Genomic DNA, 14,740 nt, shown 5'->3' with positions numbered 1-14,740 from the left:
AGCGCCCTGGCCTTCCGCCAGGGCGCTTTCTTGTTCCGTCCAATCAAGCCGGGTTGTGCTTGGCCAGGAACGCCTCGAGCGCCTTCAGGAACTCCAGCCGGTCCTCGGTCCGGCTGAAATGATGATCGGCCTCGGGCTGGACGATATAGGTCACATCCTTCCCCGCCGCCTTCAGCTTCTGCGCCATCACCTTCGAATGGACCGGCGGAACGACGCGATCCTCGTCACCATGCACGAGCAGGATCGGGATCGAGAATTGTTCGGGGAAATTGAGCGGCGACACGCCCTTGAGGTCGGGCGCCTGCTGGCGCAGCCAGTCGGTCCGTGCGCCGCCACCCAGAAAGCCCGCCGTGTGCTTGAGCATCCGGTTGAGGTCGGAGACGCCGGCATAGGAAACGGCGCAGCGATATTTGCTACCGTCACGCTGCGCGGCACGCATCGCCGCATAGCCCCCATAGGAGGCGCCGACCATGCAGACACGCGCCGGATCGGCGATGCCAAGGTCCGCCACCGCCTTGATCGCATCGTCGAGATCGTCCTGCATGGCGAGTCCCCATTGCCCCTGCCCCTTCCTGGCGAATTCGGTGCCATAGCCCGACGAGCCGCGGTAATTGGGCTGGATCACAACATAGCCGCGATCGGCCAGGAATTGAGGCCACCAGTCCCAACTCTCGCTGTCGCGCGCGAACGGGCCGCCATGCGGCATCACGATCAGCGGCAACTTGCCCTGACGCGCGGTGGGCACGGTCAGGACCGCCGCGATCTCAAGCCCGTCGCGTGCCTTGTACCGGATCGTCCGTACGGGATGCATACGGCGCATCTTGATCGTGCTGTTGTTGTAGCTGAGCAGTTCGATCGCGTCGGTGGGCCGATCAAAGACGAAGAAGCCCCCGGGTGCTTCCGCGCCACCGACGGCAAGCAATGCCCGTGAACGGTCTCGACTGAATGAAGCGATGTTCGCCTGCGTACCCTTTATCCGTCCGGATGCGGTCGTCTGCATCGCGGTCATCTCTGCATCGGTCCAACGAATCAGAGGACGTTCCTCTTCCACGCGAACGCCAAGGTAGCCGAATCCGGTGGAATCCCGGACGATGCCGCCAATGTCGTAGCCCTTGCTCGCGAACAATTGCTTGCCGCGCTCAAGCGTGGTCAGGTCGAGCTCGTAGAGTGCCGAATAGCCCCCTTCGTCATCGTCGATCACCAGCGCCTTGGTTGTGTCCTCCAGGAACAGCGCAGGCACCGTCAAGCGGTCGCTATGCTTCTTGGCCCGGTCGATTGTCCGGAACAGCGCGTTCTGCCGGTCGCGATAGAGCAAACGCCGTGAGCGCCCATCCTCGCTCATTCCGATGCCCATCCGCACCACGCCAGCGGCGTCGGCGTACCAGTCGAGTACGCCCGCCTTGCTCGCGACGACCGTTCGACGCTTGCCGGTCACCAGATCGATCTCGTCCACTTGCGGCCAGAAGCCGGCTTCGTTCGTATAGATCGAGGTCTGGTACGACAGCATCACCCGCGCCGATCCGTCGCGCGCCACCCAGATCACGTCGTCGCCAATCTGCGCGACGTTGCGCGGCGCAAGCTGGACCATCTTGCCGGTGGGAATATGAAAGCCGATCGCGCGCCGGACATACCAGCTGTCGCCCTCCACCGGCACTTCCTGCCCGGTTCCGACAACGACCCACTCGTCATTGACCCAGCGCCACCAGTTCAGGTCGGCCTTGCCGGGGTTGAGCAGTCTAGGGGACCCCGCGCGATCAATCCTCATGATCGCGAAATACTGCTTGCCCTGGATTGCCACCTTCGCCGCAATCTGTTTGCCGTCCGGCGACATGACGGGCTCATCGAGATCCGGAAGCTCAGCAAAGGCTTCAACCGGCAACGGCGCGCGCGGTGCAGCTGCGCGTACGACCGGCACGGGCGCTGCCGCCGGCGTGGTTGGTGGCGCCGTCTGCGCCACGGCATTCGAGCCCACGCCCACCACCAATGCGAGCGCAGACGCCCCCGCCCACAACATACCCGACATCCCTACCCCCAAACGCCCGAAATCAGACGTATAGGTGCCGCCAAATCGTTACGCCCGCAAGCGCCCGAAAGCGTCAGAACAAGAGCGTCTTCAGATGGATAACCCCATCAGGCGCCCGCGATTCCTGGCGGACCAGTTGCTGCGTCCGCTTGGCGAGCCAGAAGCGCGCCGGCGGCGATTGCGGGCGGTTATAATCGGTCTCCACCACCCAGCAGTCGATCCCGCGCCCGTCCGGACCCGGCAGCGCCTCCTCCGCCGCCACCCGCCACAAATAGCGTGCTGGAGCGCCGCCAACCGGATGGAAGAAGGGGATCGACACCGCATAGTCGCGCGCGAGCGGAAGCGTCTGCAGCATCTCCATATCGGTCTCGAAATTGTACATCGGCTCCGGGAAGGGCACATCGACCGCGGCCTGGCTGTTGTCGGGAAGATCGCGCATCCCGGTCAACGCCTTCGATCCGAACACGAACCCTTCCACCACCGTCTTACCGCCCGATCGCGTGGTGCGGACATGGGTCAGCGGGCGGAAACTGCCGAGCTCGAATAGCGAATCACGCTCGACCAGCGACGGATCCTTGCCGGTCCCGTCCCAGCGCTGAACGATTCGCAACCGCTCGACCCCGTCAACGCGCTGGAACCGCACCTCACGCTGCCAGATGTCGGTGGCGACATGCCTACCGTTTTTGCTCTGCGAGCGCAGATAGGTTCGTCGCCCAGCCTTGAGCCAATCGAACCGGGCCAGCCGGTCGCCGACATTCAGGCGATGCGGCGCGGGCGATGTGGCGGCGTTGGCGATGGCCGGGACGGAAACCGCGAGAGCGAGCAGCGTTCGGCGTGAGAGATGATCGATCTTGTCCATGGCGAAGTTGTTTCGGATGCGACCGGATCGCGCAACGCAACCTGTCGACCCCAGATGCATTTGGTCGAAAGGCACATGTGCATACCCAACGGCGTTGCCCCCGCCCCGCCCCGCCGCTATCCCCCGGGCCATGCTCAAGCTCTTCATCGGCAACAAGGCCTATTCCTCCTGGTCCATGCGCGGCTGGCTCGCCTGCAAACTGTCGGGCCTTCCGTTCGAGGAAGTGGTGGTCCCGCTCTATGACCAGGACTGGGATCAGCGCCGCGAGGGCGACGAGTTCGCGCCGTCATCGGGCAAGGTGCCGATCCTGTGGGATGGCGACGCCGTGGTGTGGGACAGCCTGGCCATCATCGAATATCTCAACGAAAAATCGGGCGGCGACAAATTCTGGCCGACGGATCCCACCGCGCGCGCGATGGCGCGATCGATGGCGGCGGAAATGCATTCGGGCTTCGCAGCGCTGCGCCGCAAGCACAGCATGAACATCCGCCAGGTCTATGAGCCGAAGACGCCCGACGACGATGTCATGCAGGACATTCATCGGATCATGGAACTGTGGGCACAGGCCCGCGCGCGCTTTGGCGGCGACGGCGAGTTCCTGTTCGGCGAGTTCGGCGCCGTGGACGCGATGTTCGCGCCGGTGGTCACCCGCTTCGTCACCTACTCCCTCCCCGTCGCACGCTTTGCCCCGGCCTATATGCAGGCGGTACTCCTCCACCCCTTCATGCAGGACTGGATCGCGGCGGCGCAGGAGGAGGAATGGGTGATCGAGCAGTTCGAGCAGACGCCGGCTTGAACGGACTCGCTCCGTGAGGAGCCGTCGAAACGACTACAAGTCCGGCGGCATGATGGCGCTCAGCATCGCCGCCGGGGCGGCACTTGGTGCCGCGTTTGACAATACCGCGCTGGGTATCGCGATCGGCCTGGCGACTGGCGTCGGATTGGCAATCACCGCAGGGGGCAGCGGCAGGTCCGACCCGGATTAGAACCGGCTGCCATCCTTGCGCCTGAATCCCTCGCCGGGGAACAGGTGCAGGTCGATATCGGGATAGTGGCAGGCGGTGACCGACGGCTTGCCGATCGCGACATAGACACAATCTGTATCGCTACGGTTCTGCAGCACATGGCCGTTGCCGTCATTCTTGGCGAAGGTCGCGACGTCGCCGGCGCGCAACAACGTTTCGCCGCTGTCGTCCACCAGCATCGCCTCACCCGCGATCATCACCACCATCTCGTCCTCGCCCTCATGCCAGTGGCGCTGGGCGGACCAGGCGCCGGGCTTGAGCACGACATGGCTGGCGCCGAAATCGGTGAGACCCGCAGCGGGCGCAAGGCGCCGGTACCAACGCTCCCGAACCTCCCCGGCATATTCGGGCGGATAACCGGTCGCATTGGTCTGTGGGATTGTGTCGAGGTCGAGCTTGGGCAATGGAGCCTCCACAAGATTTGGAGGCCATTTTGCCTGACGTCGTCGAACTCACCAAGGCTTTGATCGCCGCGCCGAGCATCACGCCCGCGCTTGGATCAGTCTTCGACGTGCTCGAGGCGGCGTTGTTGCCGCTCGGCTTTACCGTCGATCGCTTCGTGGCGGGCGAGGCGCCGGACGGACCGGTCGAGAATCTCCTTGCCGTCCGCAAATCCGGGCCGGGGCCGCATTTCGCCTTTGCCGGCCATCTCGACGTGGTGCCGCCGGGCGAAGGCTGGACCTCTGGCGCGTTCGAGCCGGAGGTGCGTGGTGACCTGCTCTACGGCCGTGGCGCGGTGGACATGAAAGGATCGATCGCCGCCTTTGCCGCCGCGGTCGCCGCCCGCCCCGCCACCGGGACGCTCAGCCTGATCATCACGGGCGACGAGGAAGGTCCGGCAACCTATGGCACGGTCGCGCTGATCGAGCGCATGGCGGCGGCGGGGCTGACGCCCGATTTCTGCGTGGTCGGCGAACCGACGTCCGCCCATCGGCTGGGGGACACGATCAAGATCGGTCGGCGTGGGTCGACGGTGATCGATATCGAGGTACCGGGGCGGCAGGGCCATGTCGCCTATCCACACCTCGCCGACAATCCGATCCCGCGTCTGATCCGTGCGCTTGCGGAGGTCGACGCCATCGTGCTCGACGAAGGGACCGACTGGTTCCAGCCGTCGAACATCGAGGTGATTGATCTGACGGTCGGCAACCCGGCGACCAACGTCATTCCCGGCAAGGCGAGCGCACGGCTCTCGATCCGCTTCAACGACCAGCATCGCGGTCAGGATCTGATCGAACGGATCGAGCGGATCGTTCATACCCATGCCCCAGCGGGCATCGTGCGCGGCCGCGTCTATGGCGAGGCGTTCCTGACCGAGCCTGGCGCGCTTTCAACGCTGGTCGGCGACGCGATCGAGGCGGAAACCGGCATCAGGCCCGAGCTGTCGACCAGCGGCGGCACTTCCGACGCGCGCTTCCTGTCGCGTATCTGTCCGGTGGTGGAGTTCGGTCTGCTCAATGCCACGATGCACAAGCTGGACGAGGCGGTCGCGCTCGACGACCTCCACAAACTGACCGCGATCTACGAAACCCTGTTGCGGCGGGTGTACGCTTAGGCAGTCCGTGCTTCGATCTGCGGGATCTGCCCAGCCCAGGCGATAAAGGCGTCCTCAGCCATCGGCTGGGCGATGACAAAGCCCTGCAGTACGTCGCAGCCGATCACCCGCAGCACATCGAGCTGGGCCTGGGTCTCGATGCCCTCGGCGACGACCTCGCAGCCGATGCCGTGAATCAGGCCGATCACGGCCTGTGCAATGGTCCGCGCCTCGGCGCTGGTCGCGACATGCTCGACCAGGCTGCGGTCGAGCTTCACCCGATCGAGCGGGAGATCGCGCAGCCGGGCAAGGTTCGAGTAACCCGTCCCGAAATCGTCGATCGCGATGCTGGCGCCGTCAGCTCGTAGTGCGGCGATCGCATCGATCACCTCACCCGAGCAATGCATCGCCAGCGTTTCGGTGATTTCGAGCTCCAGCAAGCGTGCTGGGGCGCCCGCGGCCTGCATCGCGTCGCGCAACCGGCGGAAGAAGGCGGCATGATCCAGCTGACGCGGGCTGATATTGACCGCCATGCGCTGCTCGACGCCCATCTTGCCCCAGCGGGCGATAGTGTTGGCGACATTCTCGACCACCCATTCGCCGATCTCGACGATCAGGCCTGTCTCCTCGGCGCGCCCAATGAACGTGCCGGGCAGGCGCAATCCATGCTCGGGATGCTGCCAGCGCAACAGCGCCTCGGCAGCGACGATCCGACCATCGCCGGCGCTGATCTGGGGCTGATAGACCAACGTGAACTGGTCCTGCTCGACCGCGCCGCGCAGATCGCTCTCAAGCTGCGCGCGCTCCGCGATCTCGGCGGCAAGGCCTTCGCTGAAATGCTCGGCGCGACCACGGCCATTGCCCTTGGCGTGATACATGGCGGCATCGGCCGCGCGCATCAGATCGGTCAGCGTCGTGCCATGCTCGGGCCGCATCGCGATACCCACCGAAGCACCGATGCTCACTTCCTGATCGGCCAGATCGAACGGCTCTGACAGGGCAAACAGGATTCCCCTGCCGATCCGGTCGGCGTCACGGGCATTGGCCATTCTCGGGAAGAAAATGGTGAACTCGTCGCCCGATAGCCGCCCGATCAGCGGCTGGCGCAGATCGCCTTCGACAATGAAGCGGTCGGCGACCGCGCGCAGGCGGTTGGCAACCATGCCCAGCAACTGATCGCCCATCGCATGGCCGAGCGTGTCATTGACCGCCTTGAACCGGTCGAGGTCGATGAAGAACAGCGCCGCCATCGCGTCGTGCGGAAGCTCGGTCAGCGTCCGCTCACAGCTGCGGCGGAAATGGATCCGATTGGGCAGCGCGGTCACCGGATCGAACAATGCGAGCCGCTGGACGCTTTCCAGGTTCGAATGGAGTTGCCGGAACAGTCCGCCCATCGCGTCGGCCAATGGGGGTACGAACTCACCCACCTCGGCCGGGATTTCGCTTTCCAGATCGCCATTGGCGGCGCTCGACAGGCGAGCGATCGCGGCATCGATCGCGGCCGCGGTGGAGGCGATGGTCCGCTCGGCATAGGCCCAGCACATCGCGGCGCAAATGATCGCGGCGATCAGCGCGCGGCCGGCATTTTCGGTGTCGAAATGGCCACGCGAGGTGGCCGCAAGCGCGAGGATGAACACGAACGCTCCGGCGCAGATCGCAAACACGATCGCACGACTCTTGAGCGAAAATCCGTTCATCGCGACTGCGTGGTCCCCCATAAGCCCAACAGGTTGCGGGCGACGGGAGAATATTGACCCAAAAGGGTTAAGAATTTTGCGGCGGCGCCGATCGTTGCCTTTTCAAAACGATATAGAGCGCACCTAGCCCGCCATGGCGCGGATGCGCGTTCCGGACCGCCGCGATTCGGTCACCATGCCGCGATGCCGCCAGCCAGTCACCCACCGCCGCGCGGATCGCCCCGCGCGCGTGCGGACGCTCCGATTCGGGCCGCGGCGGCTTGCCCGTGATCAGCAGCAGCACCCGGTCGCCTCGGGCGATCGCCGCCTCCAGCCCGCGATCGAGCCGCGCATGCGCGCTGGAGAGCGTGTGGCCGTGGAGATCGATCGCACTTTCGGGTGCCACCAGCCCACGGCTGAGGCGCCGATCCCAGCTCGCGTCGAGCGTGTCGGCGGCGGGCGGTGCGGGCCGCGGTTTAGGCAGCGGTGCGGGCGGAACCCGCCCCTTCACACGCGCAACGGGTGCAGCCTCTGGCGGAAGCGATACGGGCGGTTTGGGCGACGGCACCTTCGCGGGCACCGGTTCCCGCGCAATTGGCGTCACCGTGGCGATCACGCGCGCCCAGAGCGCCCGTTCATCGGGCGTCATCGTTCGCGGCGGTCTCATCGATCAATCCACGCCGTGGCGTGCCAGCGTCCCCTTGGGCAGCAGCAGCCAGGCGGTGCCGCGCGCCGCCATGCCGCCCGCAATCGCCCGCGCATCGTCGCCGGCACCCCAGAAGGTATCGAAGCGGTTGCTGCCCTTGATCGCGCCGCCGGTATCCTGGTTGACCCAGATTCCGGTCGCGTCCTGACGATCCATCGACAGGAAGACGGGGGCACCCATCGGTACGAACTTGGGATCGGCGGCGACGCTGCCACGCCCGGTCACCGGATAGCCCATCGCGCCGAGCGGGCCCGCGCCGGTCAGTTCGCGGAAGAACACATAGCTCTTGTTCTCGCGCATGATCGCGCGGCCCTCTTCGGGGTTCTGGCGCAGATAAGCCATGATCCCCTGCATCGACCCCTGCCCCTTGGGCAGGATGCCGCGATCGATCATCAGCTTGCCGATGCCGGTATAGTCGCGGCCGTTCTGGCTGGCATAACCGATGCGCATGATCCCGCCATCGGGAAGCCGCAGCCGCCCCGAACCCTGGATCTGCAGGAAGAACAATTCGACCGGATCGGCCGCCCAGGCGATCTCGAGACCCTTCCCGACAAGACTGCCCTGCTCGATCGCGGCACGGTCGTAGAAGGGCACGAATTTGGTGCCATCGACACGCCCACGGATCGAGCGGCCCTTGAGATTGTCGGAGAAGCTGCCGAGATCGACGTCGATCAAGTCCGCCGGGCGGCCATAGATCGGTACTTCATAGCCCGAGCGCCGCGTGCGCGATCCAGCGATCTCCGGTTCGTAATAGCCCGTCGCGAACGCCTTGCCGTCGGCGACCTGCACCGCCTCGAAATAGCGGGCGAAGAAGGCGGTGGCGTCGCGTGGCTGCGCGGTCCGCGCCGCGTCGCACGCCGCGCGCCAATCGTCAGCACGCGTCAGGCCACTGGCATCGTTACGTTTGACCAGACTGGGACAGCTGATCCGGAACGCCTCGAGCGCGCGTGTCGCACCGATCGCTGTGATCGGGAGATCGGCTATATCCGGCCCAGCGACCAGCCCGGCGTTTGCAGCGGTCGCGGTGGTCGCAGTGGCGGCCGGCGCCGGCTTGGGCGCCAGCGGGGTTGCCGCGGTCGGCTGGCGGACGGGAACCGAAGGTCCCGACGGCGCAGGCCTTACTGCGCCCGGTCGCGAAGGAACCACGCCCGATGAACAGGCGCTAACCGCTACGGCCAGCGCCGCTACCCCCCAAGCGCGCATACTTACCCCTCAGGCTTCGTCGGTATCGCTGAGCTTCCAGTTCGGATCGTCACTGCGCAGATCGCGGCTGAACGTCCAGACGTCATGCGTTTCGACCGCATCCGACAGCGATCCGGCAACGACGTTGCCGTCCTTGTCACGCGTCACCGCTGCGATATCGGCGTCGAAGCGCATCGTGATGCGCGCGATGCGCCCCTCGACCGCGATTTCGGAGATCGCGGCGCGCTCGATCGACACCAGTCGGTTGTCGAGCGTCTCGCCAGCGGCTTCGCGCGCATCGATCGCGGCGACGAAGCTGTCGCGAACTTCGTTCTCGACCAGCCAATTCAGCGTTTCGCGGTCACCCTTCCAGAAGGCTTCGAGAATCATCCGATAGGCCGACTTGCCGCCCTCGACGAACTGGCCGACGTCGAACGACGGGTCCGCGGCGACCAGCGCGCGCAGGCCACCCTCGGCACCCGGCTCCACCGCGCGCGGACCGGCATCGCGAACTTCCGCCGGCATGTCGATGGTCCGCGGCATCGGCGGGGCGCCGACGCGCTCGTCCGCCGCACGCGGCAGCGGCTGCTGCTCATGCCCGGTACGCTTGCCCAAGACGGAGTAGAGCCGGAGCGCCAGAAAGGCCGCGATCGCTGCAAACAGGACGACTAGATACACTTGGGACACCTCGTTTCAGCTCTCCACATAGGCAGGATACGCTTGTGATTCAAATATAGCATGAACAGAAGTGTGGACCGAGTACCGCGCACGCCCGTTGAAACGCCGGATCGCCCCTGCTAGGCGCGTCCGTCATTCCAAACGCGGCACGCCGCGACATGTATCCCAGACAAGAAGGACTTTCGAACGATGGACGAGCCGGAAAACGCAGCGTCGCAGGGTGAGCCGCTTGCGAACGGCGCCGATACCGCCCCTTCGGTTGGCGTTATCTCGCAATATGTGAAGGACTTCTCGTTCGAGAATCCGAATTCGCCCGCCATCTATCAGATGCAGGGCCAGCCGCAGTTCGACGTCCAGTTCAACATCGGATCGAGCGAAGTCGGCCAGGACGTCTATGAAGTCGTCCTGAAGATCGACGTGCGCGCCGAGAATGAGGGCCAGGTCGCGTTCGTCGTCGATCTTTCCTTCGCCGGTCTGTTCGCCGCCCGCAACATCCCGACCGAGCATCTCCAGCCCTTCCTGCTGGGCGAAGCGCCGCGCCTGCTCTTCCCGTTCGCGCGCCGCGTGCTGGCCGATGCCGTGCGCGACGGCGGTTTCCCGCCGCTGATGCTGGAGCCGATCGACTTCAACGGCCTCTATTACCAGCAACTCGAGCAGCGCGCTGCCGAAGAGGCCGCCGGCGGGGAAGCCGGCCAGGCCTGATTCCGGCTTTCGGGGCCACCCCATGAACCTTGTCCGGGCACTCGGGTCGATCGGCGGGCTGACGCTCGCCAGCCGCGTGCTCGGACTGGTTCGCGATTCACTATTCGCGCGCTATGTCGGGGCGAGCTTCGCCTCCGACGCCTTTCTGATCGCCTTCCGCCTGCCGAACCTGTTCCGCGCCTTGTTCGCGGAAGGGGCGTTCAGTGCCGCCTTCGTGCCGATGTTCAGCAAGAAGGTGGGCGAAGCGGGCGGCGACACCAAGCCGGCGCTCACCTTCGCGGAGGAAGCGCTCTCGGTCCTCCTCCCCATCCTGATCCTGCTCACCGCGATCATGGAGATCGCGGCTTACCCGGTCGTCTGGGCGATGTCGGGTGGGTTCAACGACGTGACGCCCGGGCAGTTCGCTTTCGCGGTCGAGCTGTCGCGCATCACCTTCCCCTATCTGTTGTTGATCAGCCTGGTCTCGCTGCTCGGCGGCATTCTCAATTCGCTCCATAAATTCTGGGTCAACGCCGCAGCCCCCATCCTGCTTAACGCGACGCTGATCGCGGCGCTGCTGTTCTTCCACAATGACAACACGCTGCTGACCGCGCGCAACCAGGCGATCGCCGTCACCGTTTCGGGCGTGCTCCAACTGCTCTGGCTGTTCCTGGCCTGCCGCGCCAGCGGGGTTAAGCTGCGCATCCGCGCGCCACGCCTGACGCCCGATGTGAGAAAACTGCTTGCGCTGATCGGCCCCGCCGCTGCGGGCGCGGGCGCGACCCAAATCAACCTCATCATTTCGACCGCGCTCGCCGCCAGCCTGCTGGCCGAGGGATCGGTCTCCTACATCTATTACGCCGACCGCCTGAACCAGCTCCCGCTCGGACTGATCGGCATCGGCCTTGGCACCGTGCTGCTCCCGACCATCGCCCGCCAGCTGGGCGCTGGGAATGATGATGCGGCGATGCACACGCAAAATCGCGGCGCGGAGCTGGCGCTGTTCCTCACTCTCCCCGCCACCGCCGCGCTGGTGATCTGCGGCAGCCCGATCGTCGCGGCGCTGTTCCAGCACGGCGCCTTTACCGCCGAGAACACGGTGAAGACCGCCCAGGCGCTCGCCGCATTCTCGGTCGGCCTGCCCGCCTATATCCTGGTCAAGGTCCTGACCCCCGGCTTCTACGCCCGCTCGGACACCAAGAGCCCGGTGCGCTACGCCATGATATCGATCGCGGTGAACCTGGGTCTCAATCTCGCACTGATCGTTCCGCTTCAGCATATGGGGCCGCCGCTCGCCACCGCGGTTGCGGCGTGGGTCAACGTCGCCCTGCTCTATCGCGCACTGACGAAGCGCGGCCATTTCGTCGCCGACGATCAGCTCCGGCGCCGCGTCTGGCGGCTGGTCGGCGCGTCGATCGCCATGGGCGCGGTGATGTTCTTCCTCAACGACCTGTTCACGCCCTACATTCACGGCGCCTGGACGATCCGCACCGCGGCGATGCTGGTGCTGGTCGGCGCCGGATCCATCGTGTACGCGGTCGCGTGCTTCGGCACCGGAGCGGTACGGATCGGCGACTTGAAAGCGCTAGTCCGCCGCCGCGCCGCCTGAGACCTATCCAATACAGAGAAGTGCTATGCGCGTCGTTTCCGGCATCAAGCCCACGGGCAACCTCCACCTCGGCAACTATCTGGGGGCGATCAAGCAGTGGGTCGGCATGCAGGCGCAGATCGATGCCGCCGGTGGCGAGAGCATGTACTTCATCGCCGATCTGCACGGCCTGACCGAGTGGATCGAGCCGGCTGCGCTCAACGCCAACACCTTCGAGATCGCAGCGGCGATGATCGCAAGCGGAATCGATCCCGACCGTTCGATCCTGTTCAACCAGGCGCGCGTCCCCGCGCACAGCGAACTCGCCTGGCTGCTCAACAACGTCGCGCGCGTCGGCTGGCTCAACCGCATGACCCAGTTCAAGGACAAGGCGGGGAAGAACCGCGAGGGCGCAAGCGTCGGCCTCTACGATTATCCGGTGCTGATGGCCGCCGACGTACTGCTCTACTCCACCACCCACGTCCCGGTGGGCGAGGATCAGAAGCAGCATCTGGAGCTGGCCCGCGACATCGCCGCCAAGTTCAACCAGGACTATGGCGTCGATCTGCTCGTCCAGCCCGAACCGCTGATCAGCAAGGCCGCGCCGCGGATCATGAGCCTGCGCGACGCGACCGAGAAGATGTCCAAGTCGAACCCGTCCGAGGCGGCGCGGATCAACCTGATCGACGATGACGACGCCATCGCGCAGAAGTTCCGCAAGGCGAAGACCGATCCGGAGCCGTTGGGCGAGACGTTCGAGGATTTGAAGGATCGGCCCGAGGCCAGGAACCTCGTCACCATCTTCGCCGCGCTGTCGGATCGTACGCCGGACGAGGTGGTCGCGGAATATGCGGGCCAGGGCTTTGGCAGCTTCAAGCCCGCGCTCGCCGACCTGGCCGTGGCGACGCTTGGTCCGATCCGCGACGAGATGGTTCGCCTGACCGCCGACCGCGGCGCGGTGGATGCCGAGCTGCGAAAGGGTGCCGAGCGCGCCTCCGCGCTCGCTGCCCCGCTGCTGCGCAAGGCACAGGAAGTGATGGGACTGCTCGTCTGAGCCGCAACCGGGGCGCCTAGATCAGGAGCAATCCGATCAGCGCCCCGGCCTGCACGCCCGCGATCAGCAGCAACAGCGCGGAAAAGGGCTGTTTGCGCGTCTTGTGCCGGAACATCCGCCGCGCAACCAGCGCTGCGGGCGATCCGCCCACCAGCGCCAGAAACAGCAGGTCCGCTTCGCGCACGCGTGGCCGACCCCGTATCGCCTGCAGCTTGTCATGCCGGAAGCTGAACAGGGTGACGAGGTTGACCAACGCGAGGAAGACCGGGATCGCGATGGCCAATGCACCGTCACCGGCCAGCCAGCGCGTCAGATCCATCTAGAATTTGGTCTCGCCATAGATCCGGCAGGGATCGCCATCCCAGGCGTTGCGATAATGCTCCAATAGCACTTCCGCGGGCACCTTGCCCGTCCGCACGATCTCGCGCAGCGGGTCGAGGAAGCCGCTCTCATTGTCGCCGGCCGAGTTGAGCCGCCCCCGCGAGGTGAGACCCGCTCCGGCAATGTCGATTACCTGACCAGCGATGTCGCGTAGCTTGCCGCCAGACGGAAGCGGCGCGTCGAGGCCGAGTTTCGGCACGGAATCGCGCAGTTCCTGGCGCCCGGCCATGTCCCAGTCCTTGACCAGATCCCACGCCGCGTCGAGCGCGCCCTGATCGTAGAGCAGGCCGACCCAGAACGCCGGTAGCGCGCAGATGCGGTTCCAAGGGCCGCCATCGGCGCCGCGCATTTCGAGGAAGGTCTTGAGGCGCACTTCGGGGAAAGCTGTCGAGAGGTGATCGGCCCAATCGTCGATCGTCGGCTTCTCGCCCGGCAGGACCGACAGCTCACCCTTCAGGAAATCGCGGAAGCTGAGGCCCGCGGCATCGATATACTTCCCCTCGCGATAGACGAAGTACATCGGCACATCGAGCGCGTACTCGGCATAGCGCTCATAGCCGAAGCCGTCCTCGAACACGAAGGGCAGCATGCCGGTGCGGGCCGGATCGGTGTCCGACCAGATATGGCTGCGATAGCTGAGATAGCCGTTGGGCTTCTTCTCGGTGAAGGGCGAGTTGGCGAACAGCGCGGTCGCCAGCGGCTGAAGCGCCAGGCCGACGCGGAACTTCTGCGCCATGTCCGCCTCGCTCGAATAGTCGAGATTCACCTGGATCGTGCAGGTGCGCAGCATCATGTCGAGGCCAAGGCTGCCGACGCGCGGCATATGGCTCAGCATGATGCCATAGCGGCCCTTGGGCATGATCGGCAGCTCGGCGCGCGTCTTGTCCGGCCACATGCCAAGGCCCAGGAAACCCAGGCCCAGCTTCTCGCCCACCGCCTTGACCTGTTGCAGATGGCGGCCGGTCTCGGCGCAGGTCTGGTGGAGGTTTTCGAGCGGAGCACCCGACAATTCGAGCTGCCCGGCCGGTTCGAGGCTGACCGTGCCGTCCGGACCGGACAGGGCGATGACATTGTCGCCCTCGATCACCGGCTTCCAACCGAACTGGGTCAGCTCGGCGAGCAGATCGCGAATGCCGCCCGGCTCGTCATAGGACGGCGCGTGGCAGTCCTTCGTCGAATAGACGAACTTCTCGTGCTCGGTGCCGATTCGCCAGCGCTCGGCGGGCTTCTCCCCACCGGCAAAATAATCGAGGAGCTGCTGACGGCTCTCGATGACAGGCGCGTTGCTGCTTACAGCCGTCTTGGTGCTCATGCGCGGCATGTAGGCGCGCGTAACGATCCGCGAAAGAGGGG

General features: G+C 65.5%; 15 protein-coding genes. 6 read left to right on the top strand and 9 right to left on the bottom strand.

Features of this window, described 5'->3' with window-relative positions; all coding sequences use genetic code 11:
• Positions 1-43: 43 nt before the first annotated feature.
• Together AC07M1_RS13880 and AC07M1_RS13875 are read right to left on the bottom strand one after the other, a co-directional pair.
• Positions 44-2,023, bottom strand: coding sequence for an alpha/beta hydrolase family protein (locus AC07M1_RS13880; protein WP_495163210.1), 1,980 nt, complete (start codon positions 2,021-2,023; stop codon positions 44-46).
• 73 nt (positions 2,024-2,096) lie between these two features.
• Complete coding sequence (locus AC07M1_RS13875) at positions 2,097-2,882, bottom strand: DUF3108 domain-containing protein (protein WP_495163209.1); 786 nt, start codon at positions 2,880-2,882, stop codon at positions 2,097-2,099.
• Between the two features lie 130 nt (positions 2,883-3,012).
• Between AC07M1_RS13875 and AC07M1_RS13870 the strand changes: the two genes are divergently transcribed.
• Together AC07M1_RS13870 and AC07M1_RS13865 are read left to right on the top strand one after the other, a co-directional pair.
• A complete protein-coding gene (locus tag AC07M1_RS13870; protein WP_495163208.1) occupies positions 3,013-3,678 on the top strand; it encodes a glutathione S-transferase family protein in 666 nt (221 codons plus the stop codon).
• 13 nt (positions 3,679-3,691) lie between these two features.
• Positions 3,692-3,868, top strand: coding sequence for a glycine zipper domain-containing protein (locus AC07M1_RS13865; protein WP_495163207.1), 177 nt, complete (start codon positions 3,692-3,694; stop codon positions 3,866-3,868).
• Here AC07M1_RS13865 and AC07M1_RS13860 read toward each other — a convergent pair.
• Complete coding sequence (locus AC07M1_RS13860; RefSeq protein WP_495163206.1) at positions 3,865-4,311, bottom strand: cupin domain-containing protein; 447 nt, start codon at positions 4,309-4,311, stop codon at positions 3,865-3,867. The genes AC07M1_RS13865 and AC07M1_RS13860 overlap by 4 nt on opposite strands.
• Here AC07M1_RS13860 and dapE point away from each other — a divergent pair.
• Positions 4,311-5,462 carry a succinyl-diaminopimelate desuccinylase gene (gene dapE / locus AC07M1_RS13855; protein WP_495163205.1) on the top strand — a complete coding sequence of 384 codons (1,152 nt, stop codon included), beginning with the start codon at positions 4,311-4,313 and terminating at the stop codon, positions 5,460-5,462. The two genes, AC07M1_RS13860 and dapE, sit on opposite strands and share 1 nt — an antisense overlap.
• On the opposite strand, the gene AC07M1_RS13850 is transcribed toward dapE, so the two are convergent.
• The 4 genes from AC07M1_RS13850 to AC07M1_RS13835 form a co-directional block, all read right to left on the bottom strand.
• Positions 5,459-7,138, bottom strand: a complete 1,680-nt coding sequence (locus tag AC07M1_RS13850) for a putative bifunctional diguanylate cyclase/phosphodiesterase (RefSeq protein ID WP_495163204.1) — start codon at positions 7,136-7,138, stop codon at positions 5,459-5,461. The two genes, dapE and AC07M1_RS13850, sit on opposite strands and share 4 nt — an antisense overlap.
• A 67-nt stretch (positions 7,139-7,205) precedes the next feature.
• Positions 7,206-7,784: a Smr/MutS family protein gene (locus AC07M1_RS13845; RefSeq protein WP_495163203.1), complete on the bottom strand. Its 579-nt coding sequence runs from the start codon at positions 7,782-7,784 to the stop codon at positions 7,206-7,208.
• Between the two features lie 3 nt (positions 7,785-7,787).
• Positions 7,788-9,026 carry a murein transglycosylase A gene (mltA, locus tag AC07M1_RS13840; protein WP_495163202.1) on the bottom strand — a complete coding sequence of 413 codons (1,239 nt, stop codon included), beginning with the start codon at positions 9,024-9,026 and terminating at the stop codon, positions 7,788-7,790.
• A gap of 9 nt (positions 9,027-9,035) precedes the next feature.
• The gene (locus AC07M1_RS13835) at positions 9,036-9,683 is read right to left on the bottom strand and encodes a Tim44/TimA family putative adaptor protein (protein ID WP_495163201.1); all 648 of its coding nucleotides are present in this window, start codon (positions 9,681-9,683) and stop codon (positions 9,036-9,038) included.
• A gap of 189 nt (positions 9,684-9,872) precedes the next feature.
• Here AC07M1_RS13835 and secB point away from each other — a divergent pair, with 189 nt between their 5' ends.
• Genes secB through trpS form a run of 3 tightly spaced genes read left to right on the top strand, consistent with a single transcriptional unit; the run spans position 9,873 to position 13,006 of the window.
• Positions 9,873-10,385, top strand: coding sequence for a protein-export chaperone SecB (secB, locus tag AC07M1_RS13830; protein ID WP_495163200.1), 513 nt, complete (start codon positions 9,873-9,875; stop codon positions 10,383-10,385).
• A 22-nt stretch (positions 10,386-10,407) separates the two neighbouring features.
• Positions 10,408-11,973 (top strand): murein biosynthesis integral membrane protein MurJ, encoded by a 1,566-nt coding sequence (murJ, locus tag AC07M1_RS13825; RefSeq protein ID WP_495163199.1) that lies wholly within the window; start codon positions 10,408-10,410, stop codon positions 11,971-11,973.
• A gap of 25 nt (positions 11,974-11,998) precedes the next feature.
• Positions 11,999-13,006 (top strand): tryptophan--tRNA ligase, encoded by a 1,008-nt coding sequence (gene trpS / locus AC07M1_RS13820; protein WP_495163198.1) that lies wholly within the window; start codon positions 11,999-12,001, stop codon positions 13,004-13,006.
• A 16-nt stretch (positions 13,007-13,022) separates the two neighbouring features.
• On the opposite strand, the gene AC07M1_RS13815 is transcribed toward trpS, so the two are convergent.
• Together AC07M1_RS13815 and AC07M1_RS13810 are read right to left on the bottom strand one after the other, a co-directional pair.
• Entirely contained in the window at positions 13,023-13,325 is a 303-nt protein-coding gene (locus tag AC07M1_RS13815; RefSeq protein ID WP_495163197.1) for a DUF1294 domain-containing protein, read from the bottom strand.
• Positions 13,326-14,699 (bottom strand): glutamate--cysteine ligase, encoded by a 1,374-nt coding sequence (locus AC07M1_RS13810; RefSeq protein ID WP_495163196.1) that lies wholly within the window; start codon positions 14,697-14,699, stop codon positions 13,326-13,328.
• Positions 14,700-14,740: the final 41 nt, after the last annotated feature.

It is taken from the genome of Sphingomonas sp. GW821-FHT10C01 (assembly GCF_059415525.1).
Note: the sequence above shows the minus strand (reverse complement) of the source record. Positions and strands in the feature narration are given on the sequence as shown.